We start from the raw sequence: 16,749 nt of genomic DNA, 5'->3' as shown, positions 1-16,749 counted from the left end.
GTCAGTGTCTCTTCTGCGTCTCTCTGTTGTTCTCAGCGGCCGGCCATCGGGATCTTGACGCCGCGCTCGGCGGCGACCTCGATGGCGCGCTCGTAGCCGGCGTCGGCGTGGCGGATCACGCCCATGCCCGGGTCGTTGGTGAGCAGGGCGGTGAGCTTCGCGGCGGCGAGCTCCGTGCCGTCGGCCACGGAGACCTGGCCGGCATGGATCGAGCGGCCGATGCCGACGCCGCCGCCGTGGTGGATCGAGACCCAGGTCGCGCCGGAGGACGCGGCGGTGAGGGCATTCAGGAGCGGCCAGTCGGCGATCGCGTCGGAGCCGTCCTTCATGGCCTCGGTCTCGCGGTACGGGGAGGCGACGGAGCCGGAGTCGAGGTGGTCGCGGCCGATGACGATCGGGGCCTTGACCTTGCCCTCGGCGACGAGCCGGTTGAACAGCAGGCCGGCCTGGTGGCGCTCGCCGTAGCCGAGCCAGCAGATGCGGGCCGGGAGGCCCTCGTACTCGACGCGCTCGGCCGCGGCGTCGAGCCACTTGTGCAGGTGCTTGTTCTCCGGGAAGAGCTCCTTGATCGCCTCGTCGGTGACGCGGATGTCCTCCGGGTCGCCCGAGAGCGCGACCCAGCGGAACGGGCCGAGGCCCTCGCAGAACAGCGGGCGGATGTAGGCCGGGACGAAGCCGGGGAACTCGAAGGCGCGCGAGTAGCCGCCCTTGCGGGCCTCGTCGCGGATCGAGTTGCCGTAGTCGAAGACCTCGGCGCCGGCGTCCTGGAACTCGACCATGGCCTGGACGTGGCGGGCCATCGAGGCCTGCGCCTTCTTCGTGAAGCCCTCCGGGTCGGCCTGGGCCTCGTGGTGCCACTGCTCGACGGAGTACTCGGTGGGCAGGTAGCTCAGCGGATCGTGGGCGGAGGTCTGGTCGGTGACGACGTCGATCGTCAGCTCGCCGGCCTTGTGGCGGCGCAGCAGCTCCGGGAAGACCTCGGCGGCATTGCCGACGTAGCCGACCGACCAGCCGCGGCGCTCCTCCTTGGCCTTGAGGACCTTGGCGATGGCGGCGTCGAGGTCCGTCTCGACCTCATCGAGGTAGCGCTTGCCGGCGCGGCGGCGCAGGCGGGTCTCGTCGACGTCGACGATGAGGCACGCGCCGTCATTGAGGGTCACGGCCAGCGGCTGTGCGCCGCCCATGCCGCCGCAGCCGCCCGTGAGCGTGAGGGTGCCGGCCAGCGGCCCCTCCGTGGAGCCCTCCGCCGGGGCGGCGGGGTGGCGGCCCTCGGCAATCAGCTTGTTGCCGACGGCGGCGAACGTCTCGTACGTGCCCTGCAGGATGCCCTGCGTGCCGATGTAGATCCAGGACCCGGCGGTCATCTGGCCGTACATCATGAGGCCCTCGGCCTCGAGCCGGCGGAACTCGGGCCACGTGGCCCAGTCGCCCACGAGGTTCGAGTTGGCGATGAGAACGCGCGGCGCCCACTTGTTGGTGCGGAAGACGCCGACCGGCTTGCCCGACTGCACGAGGAGGGTCTCGTCGTCGTCCATGTCCTTGAGGGTCTCGACGATCGCGTCGAACGCCTTCCACGAGCGGGCGGCGCGGCCGGTGCCGCCGTAGACGACCAGGCTGTCCGGGTGCTCGGCGACCTCCGGGTCGAGGTTGTTCATGAGCATGCGCAGCGGCGCCTCGGTCTGCCAGGACTTGGCCGTCAGCTCGGTCCCGCGGGGGGCGCGGACGGGACGTGCGCCGGTGGTGAAGTCCGCCTTGGGGGTGGTGTGGGTGGTGTCCGTGGTCATCGTGACTCCTGCGTCAGCGGTTCGGTGTCTGGTGGGCGGGGCCTTGCCGGCCTTCTAGATCAATGACACCGCGCCGGAGTCCCCGGAAACAGGGCTTTCGCGAGGGTCTGGTCTGGGATGACAGACAGGCCCCCTGCTGCCGTGGCGGGCGGACGACGGCGGGTGCATACCGCCGTCGTCCGCCCGCCAGTGACCCGCACGCGGCGGCGTGGTTCACTGGGAGCGGCGGTCGCGCCGTGGCGTGAGGGGGCACATGGACTGGTCCGATCCGGAGGCCTGGCGGCGCCTCCTGTTCGACGGCGCGTGGGGCCGCGCGGCGCGGGCGGGCAATCCGCGCGGACGGCACATCCTGGGCGCGGCCTCGGCCGTGTGCGGGGCCTCAGCTCTCGCGGGTGCCCTCGCCATCTCGTGGTTCCTGGGCTCGGGCCTCGGCTGGTACGGGCCGCGCGCGGAGGCCGAGCTGGGCCTGTGGCTCATGGTCCAGTGGAACGCGATGTACGGGGCCTGGGTCTGCGCCGGGGTGGCCGTCGGCGGGCTGGCGTGCGGGATCTCCTCGCTCTTCCTGCGCTGGTCGCTCGGGCTCACGCTCGCCGGCCTCGGCCTCTCGGCCGGCGCGGCCGCGGCGACGGTCCACGCCTACGGGCTGTTCTTCTGGAACCACCTCTGACAGCCGATGCGGGGTCACCTCCCTGCGATGCGGGTTGCTCCTATGTCAATGGGCGGCCCGTTCCTCGGGCTGTGAGTGTGCCCGTGTCCTTGCCGTGGTCAAGGCCGGGGCCCTCCGGGTGGCCTGCGGCCAGCCTTGACCTCGGCTGCGGCTTTCGGGCGGGCAGCCTGGATCGGGGACGGGCCTTGTAGTGGTGGTCAGGCGGCGGCTGGGAGGGAGCTGCTGTTTTGTGGGTATGGGCGTCGGCGAGCAGGGCCCGGTAGACGGTGTTGCTGATCCGGCGTTTGAGGCAGCGCAGGGCTTCGCGCCTGCTCTTGCCGGAGCTGAGCTGGCGCTTGTAGTAGTCCTGTCCGGGGCCGGGCAGGCGGGCTTGGGTCACGGCGATCCGGTGCAGGGCGGCGTTGGCCTTGCGGTCGCCGCCGCGGTTGAGCCTGACCCTGCCGTGGGTGGCCCCGGACCAGGCCTGGATCGGCGCGGTGCCGTTGAACATCGCGAACGCGTCCGCGGACCGGAACCGGGCCACGGGGCCGGTATCGGCGATCAGCCGGGCGGCCGACAGCGGCCCGCAGCCGCGGATCTGCAGCAGGGCGCAATCCCTGACCAGCGCGGCGATCTCCTTCCCCAACGCGGCGATCTTCGCGGTGAGGTCCTCGATCCGGGCCAGCTCGTCGCGGGCGATCCGCGCCACCACGCCGGCCTGGCCGTGGAGCCACCGGGCCAAGGCGGCGCGCACCTTGGCCCGGTCCAGGGTCCGCGGCGCGGGCTCCCGCTCGGGGTCCAGGCGCTGCAGGAGCTCGCGCAGCCGGTTCTCGTCCCGGGTGCGTTCGCCGACCACCGCGTCGCGGTAGTCGACCAGCAGCTTCAGCTCCTCGGCGGCGGCATCGTGCGCTGGGCCGGGCAGGCCGGGCTCGCGCAGGACCGCCCTGGCGATGGCGAGGGCGTCGATCGGGTCCGACTTCCCCCGGGTCCGGGCCGAGGCGCGGGTGCGTGCGGTCAGCTTCGCCGGGACCCGCACCACGTGCTCCCCCGCGGCGCCCAGCTCGGCCTCGAGTCGCGCGGAGACGTCCGGCAGTCCTCGATCCCCCAGATCCGCTCGCCGTCGCCCAGCCCGATGGCCCAGGCCAGTGCTTGGCGGTGTCCGGCAGCGGTTGCCGGGACGGTGATCTCGTCCAGGCGCCGGCCGTTGCCGTCGACCGCGACCAACGTGTGGGTCTTCTTATGGACGTCAATGCCCAGGACCACGACCATGGTCAGTGACCCTCCCTTTCAATCCGCAACTTGCAGGGGCTCGGGTCGGGACCGGTCGGCGGGCACACCTTGGTGGGGAAGCGCACTCCACGCTCCTATCAAGCCATTGCCGACCGGAACCCTTCCCTCCGGGGGCGCCGGCAGAACCCGCACAAGCCGCCCACCGCGGCAGTCACTTCAAGAGCCAGACGCCCTCGGACGGAAGGATCCAACCACCGGGAACGCCCCGGCACCAGAGAGCATCACACCAAGGTCACCTCCCGGCGATCCGGGGTCACCTCCCTGCGATCCGGGGTCAGACGTGACACCGCACCATTGAGGCGTGACCCCGCAACGTTGGAAGGTGACCCCGCAACGTTGGAAGGTGACCCCGCGTCGCCGGAGGGCAGGGTTCACCCGCGGCCGTAGATCCTTGCCGAGAGCTCGCCCGCCACGCGGTGCACGCGCTTGGCGAGGTCCTCGCGGTCACCGAGCGGCACCCGCTCGGTCTGGAAAGTCACGGCGACGGCCGCCGTCGGCCATCCCGTGTGGTCGAGGACGGCCGAGGCGACGGACGAGAGGCCGGGGGTGACCTCGCCGTCCTCGGTCGAGTAGCCGCGCTGGCGGACCTGGTCGAGCTCGGACTGGAGGGACGCGTAGGAGCGGATCTGCTCGCCCTCCTCGGTCCGACTCGAGAACGCCGCGGCATTCGGGTAGAGCGCGCGCACCTGCGACTTGGGCAGCGCCGCGAGGATGGCCCGGCCGCTCGCGGTGAGGTGGCTGGGCAGGCGCACGCCGACGTCGGTCACGAGCGAGGGGCGGTTCTTCGCCCGCTCCTCGACGATGTAGAGCACGTCGCGCCCGTGCAGGACGGCGAGGTGGGCGCTCTCCCCGATCGCGTCGACGAGCGCCGCGAGCACGGGCCGGCCCAGGCGCGAGAGGGGCTCCTGCCGGGAGTAGGCGCTCGAGAGCTCGAAGGCTCCGATCCCGAGCCCGTAGCGCTGCTCCTCGGCGAGGTGCAGGACGAAGCCGTTCTGCTCCATGACCGAGAGCAGGTGGTACACGGTCGAGCGCGGGAGGCCGAGCTGCGTCGCGATGGCCGAGGCAGGCTGCGGCCCGCGCCGCGACGCGAGCAGGCGCAGGATGCGCAGCGTGCTCTCGGCCGCGGGGACCTTGGACTTCTGGGCGGGCTCGGGCATGGCGGGGACCTCGGAGTCGGGTGTCTGTAATACCGAACTCCAGTGTGCGCCCGGACGACGGCGGCGCGCACCCGCCGTCATCCCCTCTCCGTCTGGAATACCGGACACGGCAAGTCTGCGATGCGAGACGGCGAAGGCCCGTGACAGCACTCACAGGCGGTTCCGGACCCCGAGAGTGGAAAGGATCCTTCCCAGAGTCGTGAGGAACCCCCCATGCAGCACACTCCCCCAGGCAGCACCGCCGCGCTCAGCCGCGGCCTTAACGTCCGCCACATCCGGTTCATGGCCCTCGGCTCGGCCATCGGGACCGGCCTGTTCTACGGCTCGGCCTCCGCGATCCAGGCCGCCGGCCCCGCCGTCCTCATCGCCTACATGGTCGCTGGCGCCGCCGTGTTCATGGTCATGCGCTCCCTCGGCGAGATGGCCGTCCGGCACCCGGTCTCGGGCTCGTTCGGGCAGTACGCGGGCCGCTACCTCGGCCCCTTCGCTGGCTTCGCGACCGGCTGGACGTACGTGTTCGAGATGGCGATCGTCGCCCTCGCGGATGTCACGGCGTTCGGCATCTACATGGGCTTCTGGTTCCCGGACGTGGACCGCTGGATCTGGATAGCGGCGGTCATCCTCTTCCTGACCGCCGTGAACCTGCTCAGCGTCAAGGTCTTCGGCGAGCTCGAATTCTGGCTCACCCTCATCAAGGTCGCCGCGATCGTGGCGATGATCGTGGGCGGCGCGGCGCTCATCGTGTTCGGCTTCTCCTCCGCCGGCGGCCAGGCCGGCCCGCACCACCTCGTCGAGCACGGCGGGCTCATGCCCAACGGCTTCGGTGGCCTGCTCGCGGCGTTCTCGGTGGTGGTGTTCGCGTTCGGCGGCGTCGAGACGCTCGGCGTCACTGCGGGCGAGGCCGCCGACCCCAAGCGGGCCATCCCCGGCGCCGTCAACACGGTGCCGGTGCGCATCCTCGTCTTCTACGTCCTGACCCTCGCGGTGCTCATGAGCCTCTTCCCGTGGAACCTGGTCGGCGCCGAGGGCAGCCCGTTCGTGCAGATCTTCGACGGCCTCGGCATCCCCGGCGCCGCGCACGTGCTCAACGCCGTCGTCATCACGGCCGCGCTCTCGGCCATCAACTCGGACATCTTCGGCGCCGGGCGCGTCCTGTTCGGCCTCGCCCAGCAGGGGCACGCGCCGTCGTCCTTCGCGAAGGTGTCCCGCCGTGGCGTACCGTGGATGACGGTCGTCGTGATGACCGGGGTGCTGGCCGTCGGCGTGGTGCTCAACGCCGTCATCCCGAAGGACGTGTTCACCGTGATCGCCTCGATCGCGACCTTCGCGACCGTCTTCGTGTGGTGCATGATCCTCGCGAGCCACGTGGCGATGAAGCGCGAGCTCCGCCGTGACGGCCTGGCCCCGAGCGAGTTCCCCTCGCCGCTGTGGCCCGCGGCGTCGGTGGCGGCGATCGCGTTCCTCGCCCTCGTCGTCGTGCTCCTGGGCTGGTTCGAGGCCACGCGCGTCGCCCTCGTCGTGGGCGGGGTGTGGATCGGGCTGCTCGCGGCGGCCTACGCGCTGTGGGTGCGCGGGGACGGACGACGCCGGCCCGCCCTCCGCGACGAGACCTCGCCGGTGCCAGTGGTCGCCCCGGCCGGCGAGGAGGTCCGCGTCTAGGTGACCTGGGTGTGGGCGCCCCTGCCTGCAGATGCTGCGGGCGGAGGCGCCCACGCCGTGTCACATCGTCATCGTTTCTTCCTCCGCGATCCTGATCAGGCGGAGCTCGTCCTCCACGGCATGGGCCGGCCAGTAGTCCTTCGCCAGCTCGTCCGCCCAGGTCTTGTCCGCCGCCGGGAAGAGCTTGGCGAGCAGCCCGGCCGCCTGGAGCAGGGCGATGAGGGCCACGGTTCTGTCATCGGGCGCCTTGGCGCGCGGCTTCGCGGCCTCGGGCATCCCTGCCTCGGGCGTCGATGCCTCGGGCGTCCCGGTCCCTGCGGTCGCCGCCTCGGCCGCCCCTGCCTCGGCCGCCATGGAGCCCGCCGCCCCGGGACCGTAGGGGGCGCCGCTGAGCGCGGCCTCGATCCTCGCCAGGAGCGCCGCCTCCGGGGCGTGGTCCTTCTCCGCGTACCGTCTGGCCCGGAGCCATCCCCGGTGCCCCTCGCCGACGCGCTCCAGGATGCCCAGGGACTCCATCCCCTCGTAGACGCGCTGCACCTCGGCGCGGCCCTCGAGCATGGCGACCCACTGCTTGGGCGTGTGGGGCCGGGACTTGCCGCGGATGAGCTCGAGCTCCTGCTGGAAGTCCGTGGCGGGGGCGGTGCCGGTGGCCCTGACGTGCTTGCCCTGCAGCTCGATCGCGCCGAGCAGGTCCAGCTCGGCCAGGATGGCCCCTGCCAGAGTGGTCCTCAGAGCGAAAACCGGCACCTCGGGCCTGCCGTCCTTGTCGTTGGTGGCCAGGAGCAGGAAGGCCTGGGGGAGGCTCAGTTCCACGGCCCGGGGCGTCTCGGCATCCATACGTTCATGGTGGCGCAGCCCGGCTGCCACGACAACGAGTGACGCCGAGGCGCGTGAGGCGCACGAAACTGCACAACTCAGGGCCGATCCCGCCTCTGTGGAGAGAGAATCGGCCCTGAGTTGTGCAGTTTCCGACGGGTGCCCACTACCGAGCCGACCAGCCGCCGTCCATCGTGTACGACGCGCCGGTGACCATGCCGGCGTCGTCCGAGGCGAGCCACGCGACGAGGGAGGCGACCTCCTCGGGCTCGACGAGGCGCTTGACGGCCATCTCGGCCAGCATGACCTTCTCCAGGACCTCGGCCTCGGGGATGCCGTGTGTCGCGGCCTGGTCCGCGATCTGCCGCTCAACGAGGGCCGTGCGCACATACCCGGGGCTGATGCAGTTCGAGGTGACCCCGTGCTCCGCGCCCTCGAGGGCCGTGACCTTCGAGAGCCCCTCGAGCGCGTGCTTGGCCGTGACGTAGGCGCCCTTGAAGGCGGAGGCACGGATCCCATGGACCGAGCCGAGGTTGATCACCCGGCCCCAGCCCCGCTCGTACATGTGCGGAAGGGCCGCGCGGATGAGGAGGAAGGGCGCCTCGACCATGAGCCGCTGGATGCGGCGGAAGGCCTCCGGCTCGAACTCGTGCAGCGGGGCGACCTTCTGGATGCCCGCGTTGTTCACGAGGATGTCGCAGTCGAGGCGCAGGTCCTCGAGGGCGGCGGTGTCGAGCAGGTCCACGGCCCACGCGCTGCCGCCGAGGTCCGCGGCGAGCTTCTCGGCGCCGTCCCGGTCGAGGTCCGCGACGACGACGTGGGCGCCGCTCTCGGCCAGCGCCCGGGAGGCGGCGGCGCCGATGCCCGCCGCTCCCCCGGTCACGAGGGCCTTGCGCCCGGCGAGGCTCACGCCGTGGCCTTCGCGTCGGCGGACTCGCCGCGCAGCTTGGCGGCGTCCGCGGCGTCGAGGGCGTGGAGCGAGGCGCCCTTGGTCTCGCGCATGCTCACCACCGCGGCGGCCGTGATGACGCCCGCGACGAGCAGGTAGACGGCGGTTGGCCACCACGAGCCCGTGGACTTGAGCCACTCGGTGGCGAAGACCGGGGCGAGCGAGCCCGCGACGATCGAGGTCACCTGGTAGGAGATCGAGACGCCCGAGTAGCGCATGCGGGTCGGGAACATCTCGGCCATGATGGCCGGCTGGCTGGCGTACATGAGGGCGTGGAAGGCCAGGCCGACGATGATGGCCAGCAGGATCACGGCCGTGTTCTGTGTGCCGAAGGCCGGGAAGGCCCAGAAGCCCCATGTGCCGCCGAGCACGGCCCCGGCGAGGTAGACGGGCTTGCGGCCGAACCGGTCCGCGAGGCGCCCGACGACAGGGATGAACACGAAGTGGGCGACGTGCGCGATCGCGATGACGCCGAGGATCGAGGACGTGTTCATCTTCAGGCCGGTGCCGAGGTACACGATCGAGAAGCTGACCACGAGGTAGTACATGATGTTCTCCGCGAAGCGAAGGCCCATGCCGGTGAGGATGCCGCGCGGGTAGCGCTTGATGACCTCGAAGACGCCGTAGCCCACGGCCTTCTCGCTCTCCAGCTCGGCCTTGGCCTTCTCGAAGATCGGGGCGTCGGTGATCTTGGTGCGGATGTAGTAGCCGACGAGGACGACGACGGCGGAGAGCCAGAACGCGACCCGCCAGCCCCAGCCGAGGAACGCGTCCCCGGTGAGTGTCACGGACATGATCCACAGGACGGCGGTCGCGAGCAGGTTGCCCACGGGCACGGCGGCCTGGGGCCACGAGGCCCAGAACGCGCGCTGCCTGTCCGGGGAGTGCTCCGCGACAAGGAGAACGGCGCCGCCCCACTCGCCGCCGAGGGCGAGGCCCTGGACGAAGCGCAGGAGCACGAGGAGGATCGGGGCCCACAGCCCGATCTGGGCGAAGGTGGGCAGGCAGCCCATGAGGACGGTCGCCGCGCCGATGAGGAGGATCGTGATCTGGAGCGTCGCCTTGCGCCCGAGCCTGTCGCCGAGGTGGCCGAACACGACGCCGCCGAGGGGGCGCGAGATGAAGCCGACGGCGTAGGTCAGGAACGCGGCGATGATCGCGTCGTACTCGTTGCCCATCTTCGGCAGGAGCACCTTGTTGAACACGAGGGCCGCCGCGGTGGCGTAGAGGAAGAAGTCGTACCACTCCACAACCGTGCCGGCCATCGAGGCGGAGACGATGCGCTTGAGGAGCGAGGGATCTGTCTGGCCTGGCTGGCCGATGGAGCGGTGGTCGACGCTCATGGGGTCCTCCTGGTGTCTTCGGTGACACGGGCTCACACTTCTGAAGAGCTCACATATCTGCGGCTCACACTTCTGCTCGCGGGGGCGTCTTCCTTGTGTGACAGCCCTCACGCTACGGACGAGTATTTCCCGCACATCGATGCGCACTCAATGGCCAACTCGGCACCGGTCCTGTGCAGAAATGCAGACAGGGCCCCTCCCGGTCGCCGTCACGGATCGCTACCGTTGGCCCCATGACGACGGCGCCCCCTTCCCCGGACCTGCTCCTGGTCCTCCTCGAGGTGTCCCGCAGCGGGAAGTTCACGACGGCGGGGGAGAGCCTGGGCCTCAACCACACCACGGTCGCGCGCAAGATCGCCGCGCTCGAGAAGGCCCTCGGCGGCCGGGTGCTCGCTCGCGCGGCGGGCGGCTGGGAGCTGACGCCGCTCGGGGAGCGGGCGGTGGGGGTCGCCGGGCAGGTGGCGCAGGCCGTCGCGCGGCTCGGGCCGGGGGCGGCGGACCCGGTGGCGGGGGTCGTGCGCATGACGGCGACGGACGGCTTCAGCGCGTACATCGCCTCCCCGGCGGTGGCGGGGCTGCGGGCGCGCCACCCGGAGCTCACGGTCGAGCTCGTGACGGTGACCCGCCGGGCGATGCAGCAGCGCTCGGGGGTAGACATCGAGGTCGTCGTGGGCGAGCCGCAGGTGCACCGCGCCCAGGCCGTCCGGCTCGGCGACTACACGCTCGGCATGTACGCCTCCCTGGACTACCTCGAGCGCCACGGGACCCCGACGACGCCCGAGGAGCTCGCCAGGCACGGGCTCGTCTACTTCGTGGACTCGATGCTCCAGGTCGACGACCTCGACGCGCCCCGGCGCCTCGCGCCCGAGATGCGGGACGGGCTCACCTCGACCAACCTCTTCGTCCACGTGGAGGCGACGCGCGCGGGGGCGGGGGTCGGGTTCCTGCCGTGCTTCATGGCGGACCGGCACCCCGACCTCGTGCGGCTGCTGCCGGACTACTTCCGCGAGCAGCTCCCGTACTGGATGGTGCTGCGGCCCGACTCGCTGCGGCAGCCTGCGGTCGCCGCGGTGGCCGAGGCCCTCCGCGCCGAGACCGAGCGGGCCCGGCCGATGCTGCTCGGGAGGGCTTCGGCGGGCGGCGACTCGGCGGGCGGGGATTCCGCCGGCGGCGCCTCGGCCGGCAGGGACTCCGCCGGCGGGGACTCGGCGGGCCGGGACTAGGACGTCCCGGGGCTAGGACGTCCCGGGGCTAGGGCGTCCCGGGGCTAGGGCGTCCCGGGGACGTCCTCCGGCGCCTCCTCACGCGGATCCCGTCGGGGAGGCGCATCCCCGATCCAGGCGCGGACCTCGGCGTCCTCCCACACCTGCGCCGGGAGGCCGCCGCCGAGCAGGCGGCGACGCAGCGCGGGCGAGGCGGGGATCGGCGTCGTGCTTCCCGCGATGATGATGTTGCCGTAGCGGCGGCCCTTGAGCATGGCCGCGTCCGCGACGATGGCGGTGTGCGGGAAGACCTCCGCGATGGCGGCGGCCTCGATGCGGGCTGAGACGTGGTCCGGTGCGCTGCCGACGTTGGCCAGGTACAGGCCCCCGGGGTCGAGGAGGCGGGCGGAGGCATGGGTGAATTCGACGGTCGTGAGCGGGCTCGGCGTGAAAGCGCCCGAGAAGACGTCGCGGATGACGACATCGCGCGTGTGCGGCGTGAGGGACTCGGTGACGGCGCGGGCCTCGCCGACCCGGATCCTGACGAACGGGGCCCGCGGAAGGTCGAACCACTGGCGCACATAGTCGGCGAGCTTCGCGTCGAGTTCGACGACGACCTGCCGCGCGTCCGGATAGCGGGCGGCGAGGTAGCGCGCCATGGAGCACCCTCCCCCGCCCTGGTGGAGGACGCGCATCCGGGCTACGGGCTCGGGTGCGAAGCGGTCCTCGATGAGGGCAGTGATCCACCGCATGTACTCGAAGTCCAGGCGCAGCGGATCACTGAGGACGATGTGCGAGCTCTGCACCCCGTTGATCTTGAGGAGCCAGCCGTCGGGCGAGTCGCCGTCCGCGATGAGCTCCGCGAAGCCCGTGCTGATCGGATAGAGCCCGGGCTGGGGGCCGGGGGCCGACGGCTGGGCCTCCGCTCGCTCGCCCTCGGCCCCGCGCGTGCGGGCCGCCTTCCGCCCGCCCTGCCTGCGGGCCATCAGGCCCCGTCCGGGTGTGTGCGCATGGCTCTTAAGCTAGTCCAGTCGGCAGGCTGGGCGGACCGCGAAGGTCCCGGCTGCCCCCTCCGAATCGGATGACATTCCGCGTCATGAACATATTGGAAACAGTATTGGGACATTTCCCTATGGGTTGATATTCATTCGCGACGGCTGACACGATGGCAAAGGGGACAGAAATCCAACCGATTCTCAAGGAGGGCCTATGGGTTTCCCGTTCATCAAGAGTGCGGCAGCCGTCGCCGCGGCAGTTGCCATCACGGCAGGCGGTTCCACCGCAGCATTTGCAGCAAACACCACGACCCACGCGCCCGCAGCCGTTGCAGCCGAGCGCACTGCTCTCGTGCCGCTCGTTGAGCACGACGACGCGTATCCGCCCCCTCCGCCCACCGACCCCATCGTGACCGAGGAGGAAGTGGCGGCCGCCAAGGCCGCATTCGAGGCTGCCCGCGAGGCGGCCCGGACGTCGGAGAAGGCGGCGCTGGAGGCCAACCGCGCCGAGGAGAAGGCCCTGCTCGACGCGGCCAAGGGCAGCGACGCGGACAAGAAGGCTGCCCTCGAGGCGTTCCACGCGCTGAAGGAGCAGAACAAGGAGGAGCTGACGGACCTCAAGGAGGCCAACAACGACGCGGTGGACGACGCCAAGGCCGAGTACCAGCACCTCGTCTCGCTGTGGGGCCAGCAGCACAGCCTGAACAACAACGGGGACGGCCACGGCAGCGATTCCTGAGTCTTCCCTTCACGAGGCCCCGTCCGGACTGCTCCGGACGGGGCCTCGCCTTGTGCGGATTTATCGACATAATGACCGCGATTCACCGCCAAATGCCCGCCATGGCGGGATTCTCGGCTATCGCCAGGGGATATCATCCTCAGGATTGTGCACGAGAAATGAAATTCTGATATGCGCAGCATCCGCCCCTCGCGCATCCATCGACATGCACAGTGACCTTGCGCACCCCCGGACTAAGAGCGGGAGCCTCCTGCGTTAAGGTCAGAGCCAGAGTCAAGCCTCCGGCTCAACCACCCCCGACAGACAGCGGCAGCCTTCGCAATGACAGCCCTCGGATACCTCGCGGCCTCGATACCGCCCAGGATGGCCTTGGCCGGCTCGGCCGTCGCCATCCCCATCCTCGCGGTGCAGGAGCTCGGCGACATCGGCCTCGGCGGCGCCCTGGTTGCCGTCTCGCTGGGCCCGAGCATCGTCGCGGCCCCGCTCGCGGGGGTTGCCCTCGACAGGGCCCGCCGCCCCGGCCTCCTGGTGGCGGCCGCCGGGCTGCTCACGGCGGCGGCATTCCTGCTCATGGCCTTTCTCGGCGACGTGCCGCTCCCGCTGGCCTTCGCCGCCCTCGCCGTCGCTGGGGCCGTCTCGCCGTTCTTCATGGGAGGGCTCTCGAGCTTCGTCTCGGACATGGTCCCCGACCAGAAGCGCGCCTTCGCCTACGACGCCCTCTCCTACAACGTCTCCGCCGTCGCGGGGCCGGCCCTCGTCGCCGCCATCGTCACGGTCCTCCCGGCTCCCGCCGCGATGGCCGTGCTCTCCGCAGCCGCCCTGGCCGGCTCGGCGAGCGTGGCCTTCAGCCCCCTGCCCTCCCACCACGGGACGGACATCCCGCTCTGGGGGTCCGTGGCGGCCGGCTTCAGGCACATCTTCGGCCACCGCCGGCTCGCGGTGGTGACTGTCTCCTCGACCCTCACCCAGCTCGGGCAGGGCGGGCTTGCGGTCGCCGCGATCGCCCTCTCGATGGAGCGCGTCGGCTCCCCCGGGCAGGGCGCGCTGCTCGTGACGGCGTTCGCCGTCGGCAGCCTGCTCGGCGCACTCGTCGAGACGGCCCGCCCCACGCGGGCCCGGCCGCACGTCGTCATGGCTCTCGGGTTCCTCGCCACGGGCGTCTTCACGGTCCTCGCCGTCCTGGACCTCGGGCTGGTCTGGACGGTCCTCGCCATCGGGCTCTCGGGCGCGTTCACGGCCTCCACTGCGGCGGCGATGCTCTACCTGCGGAGCGCCCTCAGCCCTGCCGAGCTCCGGTCCCAGGTCTTCACCGTCGGCGCGGGGCTGCGCGTGAGCGCGTCCGCCGCGGGGGCGGCGCTCGCCGCGTCGGCGATCAGCCTCGGCGGCGGGCTCTCCGTGGCGGCGGTGGGGGCAGTATGGATCGCCTCGGCGGCACTCATGGCCGCCTACCCAGGCGGAGCGGAGTAGGCGGCAGCGCCCCTACACCGCCTCGAGCACGCTCACGTAGTTCGCAATGCCCACGCCGCCCATGTTCTGCACGACGGCCCGCCGTGGGTCCGGCAGCTGCATCGCCCCCGCGGTCCCGGTGAGCTGCATCGCGGCGAGCACGTGCTGCGAGACGCCCGTGGCGCCGACCGGATGGCCCTTGGCCTTGAGCCCGCCCGAGGCGTTCACCGGCAGCCTGCCATCCCTGGAGACCCAGCCCTCCTCGATGGCCCGCGCTCCTTCGCCCGGCGCCGTGAGCCCCATCGCCTCGTACATGAGCAGCTCGGCGATGGTGAAGCAGTCGTGCACCTCGGCGAGGTCGACGTCGTCGAGCCCGACGCCGGCCATGGCGAAGGCGCGCTCGAAGGACAGCCGCGTGGCCGCGAACGCGGTCGGGTCGCGCCGCGCGGCCGGGAGGAAGTCGTTGGCATGCCCGAAGCCGGCGAGCCGCACGGGCGCGGTCGCGGCCCCCGCGGACGGCGCGACGCTCAGCACGACGGCGGCGGCGCCGTCGGACACCGGGGAGCAGTCCGTGCGCCGCAGCGGGTCGGCGACCATCGGGTTCTTGTCCGAGACGGTCCGGCAGAACTCCTCGCCGAGGTCCCTGCGCAGCTGGGCGTAGGGGTTGTCGACGCCGTTGCGGTGGTTCTTCGCGGCGATCGAGCCCAGGACGTCGCCGACCGGCCCGTACCGCTTCGCGTAGTGCTTGGCCACCTCGGCGAAGAGCGCGGTGAACCCGGCCGACGACGGCTGGCCGGCCATGTCGTAGTCCGCACCCAGGAGCGCCGCGCCGACCTTCTCGGCACCGGCCGGCGTCATCATCTCGGCCCCGATCACGAGGACGTTCCGTGCGGTGCCGGCTAGCAGCGCCTTCACGCCCTGCTGGACGGCCGCCGAGCCGGACGCGCACGCGTTCTCGACCCGCGTGGCCGGCACCCCGAGCAGGTCCGGGGATAGCTGGAGCGCGAGCGAGGATGGGAAGGCCAGCGGCATCATCCCCACGTTGAACTGGCCGACGTAGACCTCGTCGACGTCGCCCGGCTCGAGCCCCGCGTGCGCGAGGGCCTCGCCCGCAACCTGCACGATGAGGGACTCGAGGGTCTCGTCGGCGAGCCTGCCGAAGCGGCTGTGGCCCCAGCCGGTGATGAGGACGTCCCTGCCGAACTGCTCCTTGAGGCTCATGCGAGCGCCCCTTCCTGTGCATCTTCGAGTACGACGGCGAAATCCGGCTCCGTCTTCTCCCGCACCTCGGCGAGGTCGACGCCAGGGGCGAGCCTGCGCAGCACGAGCCGCCGGCCGCCGTCGTCCTCCACCACGTCGAAGACGGCGAGGTCCGTGATGATGCGGTCCACCACGCGCTGGCCCGTGAGCGGCAGCGAGCACCGGCTGACGATCTTGGGCGAGCCGTCCTTGGCCACGTGCTCGGTGAGCACGACGATCCGCGGCGTCCCCGCAACGAGGTCCATCGCCCCGCCCATGCCCTTGACCATCTTGCCGGGGATGGTCCAGTTGGCCAGGTCGCCGTCGCCGGAGACCTGCATCGCCCCGAGCACGGCGACCTCGACGTGCCCGCCGCGGATCATGCCGAAGGAGGTCGCGGAGTCGAAGATGCTCCCCCCGGGCAGTACCGTGACGGTCTGCTTGCCCGCGTTGATCAGGTCGGCGTCCTCCTCGCCCTCGTACGGGAACGGGCCCATGCCCAGCAGCCCGTTCTCGCTCTGCAGCACGACCCGCACGCCCTCGGGCAGGTTGTTGGCAACGAGCGTCGGGATGCCGATGCCCAGGTTCACGTAGTCCCCGTCGTTCAGTTCCTCGGCCGCGATCGCGGCCATCTCATCCCGGCTCCAGGCCATGGTGGTCTCCTCCTCGTCAGTTCTGGGCCGCGGCGGCCACGGGACGCGGCCTGACCGTGCGCTGCTCGATGTCCTTGACCCGCGGCCGGGCCCGGACGAGGTGCTGGACGTACACGCCCGGCGTGACGATCTGGTTCGGGTCCAGCTCCCCCGGCTCGACGATGGCCTCGGCCTCGGCAATCGTGACCCTGCCCGCCGTGGCCACGACCGGGTTGAAGTTCCGCGCGGTGTAGCGGTAGACGAGGTTCCCTTCCGTGTCCGCGGTGTGCGCGTGGACGAGCGCGACGTCGGCCACGATCGCGCGCTCCTGGACGTACGTCACGCCGTCGAACTCTGCGTGCGGCTTGCCCTCGGCGACGACCGTCCCCACCCCGGTCCGGGTGTAGAAGGCCGGGATGCCTGCTCCCCCGGCCCGGAGCTGCTCGGCGAGCGTGCCCTGCGGGGTGAACTCGACCTCGAGCTGCCCCGAGAGGTACTGCTCGGCGAAAAGCCTGTTCTCCCCTACGTACGAGGCGATGACCTTCCGCACCTGGCCGGCCTCGATGAGGATCCCCAGGCCCTTGCCGTCGACGCCCATGTTGTTGGACACGACCGTCAGGTCCCGTACGCCGCTGTCCCGCACGGCCTCGATGAGGTCCGCCGGGATTCCGCTGAGCCCGAAGCCGCCGACGGCGAGCGTCACGCCGTCGCGCAGCACGCCCCCTTGCAGAACACCGCGAAGAACCTCCGCCGCGTCCCCTCTGAGCTTTCCCATGCCCCTCTCCTTCCTGCACTGTCACCACGTTGTGGACAGGCGTGAGCCTCCATCGAGGCTAGGAAAGACGATGGCGC

General features: G+C 71.4%; 14 protein-coding genes and 1 pseudogene. 5 read left to right on the top strand and 10 right to left on the bottom strand.

Annotated features, from left to right (window positions below):
* Positions 1-32: 32 nt before the first annotated feature.
* Positions 33-1,784, bottom strand: coding sequence for a urocanate hydratase (locus ACUYMY_RS02165; protein ID WP_481702003.1), 1,752 nt, complete (start codon positions 1,782-1,784; stop codon positions 33-35).
* 253 nt (positions 1,785-2,037) lie between these two features.
* On the opposite strand from ACUYMY_RS02165, the gene ACUYMY_RS02160 reads away from it, so the two are divergent.
* Positions 2,038-2,451, top strand: coding sequence for a hypothetical protein (locus tag ACUYMY_RS02160; RefSeq protein ID WP_481702002.1), 414 nt, complete (start codon positions 2,038-2,040; stop codon positions 2,449-2,451).
* 217 nt (positions 2,452-2,668) lie between these two features.
* On the opposite strand, the pseudogene ACUYMY_RS02155 reads toward ACUYMY_RS02160, so the two are convergent.
* Positions 2,669-3,699 (bottom strand): annotated as a pseudogene (locus tag ACUYMY_RS02155) (IS110 family RNA-guided transposase); the annotation flags it as partial.
* 392 nt (positions 3,700-4,091) lie between these two features.
* On the bottom strand, positions 4,092-4,877 hold the full coding sequence (locus ACUYMY_RS02150; protein WP_481702001.1) for an IclR family transcriptional regulator: 786 nt from the start codon (positions 4,875-4,877) through the stop codon (positions 4,092-4,094).
* A gap of 213 nt (positions 4,878-5,090) precedes the next feature.
* Between ACUYMY_RS02150 and ACUYMY_RS02145 the strand changes: the two genes are divergently transcribed.
* A complete protein-coding gene (locus ACUYMY_RS02145) occupies positions 5,091-6,536 on the top strand; it encodes an amino acid permease (RefSeq protein WP_481702000.1) in 1,446 nt (481 codons plus the stop codon).
* Positions 6,537-6,596: 60 nt separating this feature from the next.
* On the opposite strand, the gene ACUYMY_RS02140 is transcribed toward ACUYMY_RS02145, so the two are convergent.
* The 3 genes from ACUYMY_RS02140 to ACUYMY_RS02130 form a co-directional block, all read right to left on the bottom strand.
* Complete coding sequence (locus tag ACUYMY_RS02140) at positions 6,597-7,373, bottom strand: GOLPH3/VPS74 family protein (RefSeq protein WP_481701999.1); 777 nt, start codon at positions 7,371-7,373, stop codon at positions 6,597-6,599.
* A 145-nt stretch (positions 7,374-7,518) separates the two neighbouring features.
* A complete protein-coding gene (locus ACUYMY_RS02135) occupies positions 7,519-8,262 on the bottom strand; it encodes a 3-hydroxybutyrate dehydrogenase (RefSeq protein ID WP_481701998.1) in 744 nt (247 codons plus the stop codon).
* Positions 8,259-9,644 (bottom strand): MFS transporter, encoded by a 1,386-nt coding sequence (locus ACUYMY_RS02130; RefSeq protein WP_481701997.1) that lies wholly within the window; start codon positions 9,642-9,644, stop codon positions 8,259-8,261. Before ACUYMY_RS02130 ends, ACUYMY_RS02135 begins: the two co-directional genes overlap by 4 nt.
* 233 nt (positions 9,645-9,877) lie before the next feature.
* Here ACUYMY_RS02130 and ACUYMY_RS02125 point away from each other — a divergent pair, with 233 nt between their 5' ends.
* A complete protein-coding gene (locus tag ACUYMY_RS02125; protein ID WP_481701996.1) occupies positions 9,878-10,867 on the top strand; it encodes a LysR family transcriptional regulator in 990 nt (329 codons plus the stop codon).
* A 44-nt stretch (positions 10,868-10,911) separates the two neighbouring features.
* Here the strand turns inward: ACUYMY_RS02125 and ACUYMY_RS02120 are convergent, their stop codons facing one another.
* On the bottom strand, positions 10,912-11,832 hold the full coding sequence (locus ACUYMY_RS02120) for a spermidine synthase (RefSeq protein ID WP_481701995.1): 921 nt from the start codon (positions 11,830-11,832) through the stop codon (positions 10,912-10,914).
* 223 nt (positions 11,833-12,055) lie between these two features.
* On the opposite strand from ACUYMY_RS02120, the gene ACUYMY_RS02115 reads away from it, so the two are divergent.
* On the top strand, positions 12,056-12,580 hold the full coding sequence (locus ACUYMY_RS02115) for a hypothetical protein (protein ID WP_481701994.1): 525 nt from the start codon (positions 12,056-12,058) through the stop codon (positions 12,578-12,580).
* A 321-nt stretch (positions 12,581-12,901) separates the two neighbouring features.
* On the top strand, positions 12,902-14,047 hold the full coding sequence (locus ACUYMY_RS02110) for an MFS transporter (RefSeq protein ID WP_481701993.1): 1,146 nt from the start codon (positions 12,902-12,904) through the stop codon (positions 14,045-14,047).
* A gap of 12 nt (positions 14,048-14,059) precedes the next feature.
* Here ACUYMY_RS02110 and ACUYMY_RS02105 read toward each other — a convergent pair whose 3' ends face one another.
* From ACUYMY_RS02105 to ACUYMY_RS02095, 3 genes are read right to left on the bottom strand one after another with little or no spacing between them, the layout of a single operon-like run.
* Positions 14,060-15,247 (bottom strand): acetyl-CoA acetyltransferase, encoded by a 1,188-nt coding sequence (locus tag ACUYMY_RS02105; RefSeq protein ID WP_481701992.1) that lies wholly within the window; start codon positions 15,245-15,247, stop codon positions 14,060-14,062.
* A complete protein-coding gene (locus tag ACUYMY_RS02100; protein WP_481701991.1) occupies positions 15,244-15,918 on the bottom strand; it encodes a CoA transferase subunit B in 675 nt (224 codons plus the stop codon). The genes ACUYMY_RS02105 and ACUYMY_RS02100 overlap by 4 nt, the downstream gene beginning before the upstream one ends.
* Positions 15,919-15,934: 16 nt before the next feature.
* Positions 15,935-16,672, bottom strand: a complete 738-nt coding sequence (locus ACUYMY_RS02095; RefSeq protein WP_481701990.1) for a CoA transferase subunit A — start codon at positions 16,670-16,672, stop codon at positions 15,935-15,937.
* Positions 16,673-16,749 lie beyond the last annotated feature (77 nt).

It is taken from the genome of Sinomonas sp. T428B (genome assembly GCF_056780155.1).
Note: the sequence above shows the minus strand (reverse complement) of the source record. Positions and strands in the feature narration are given on the sequence as shown.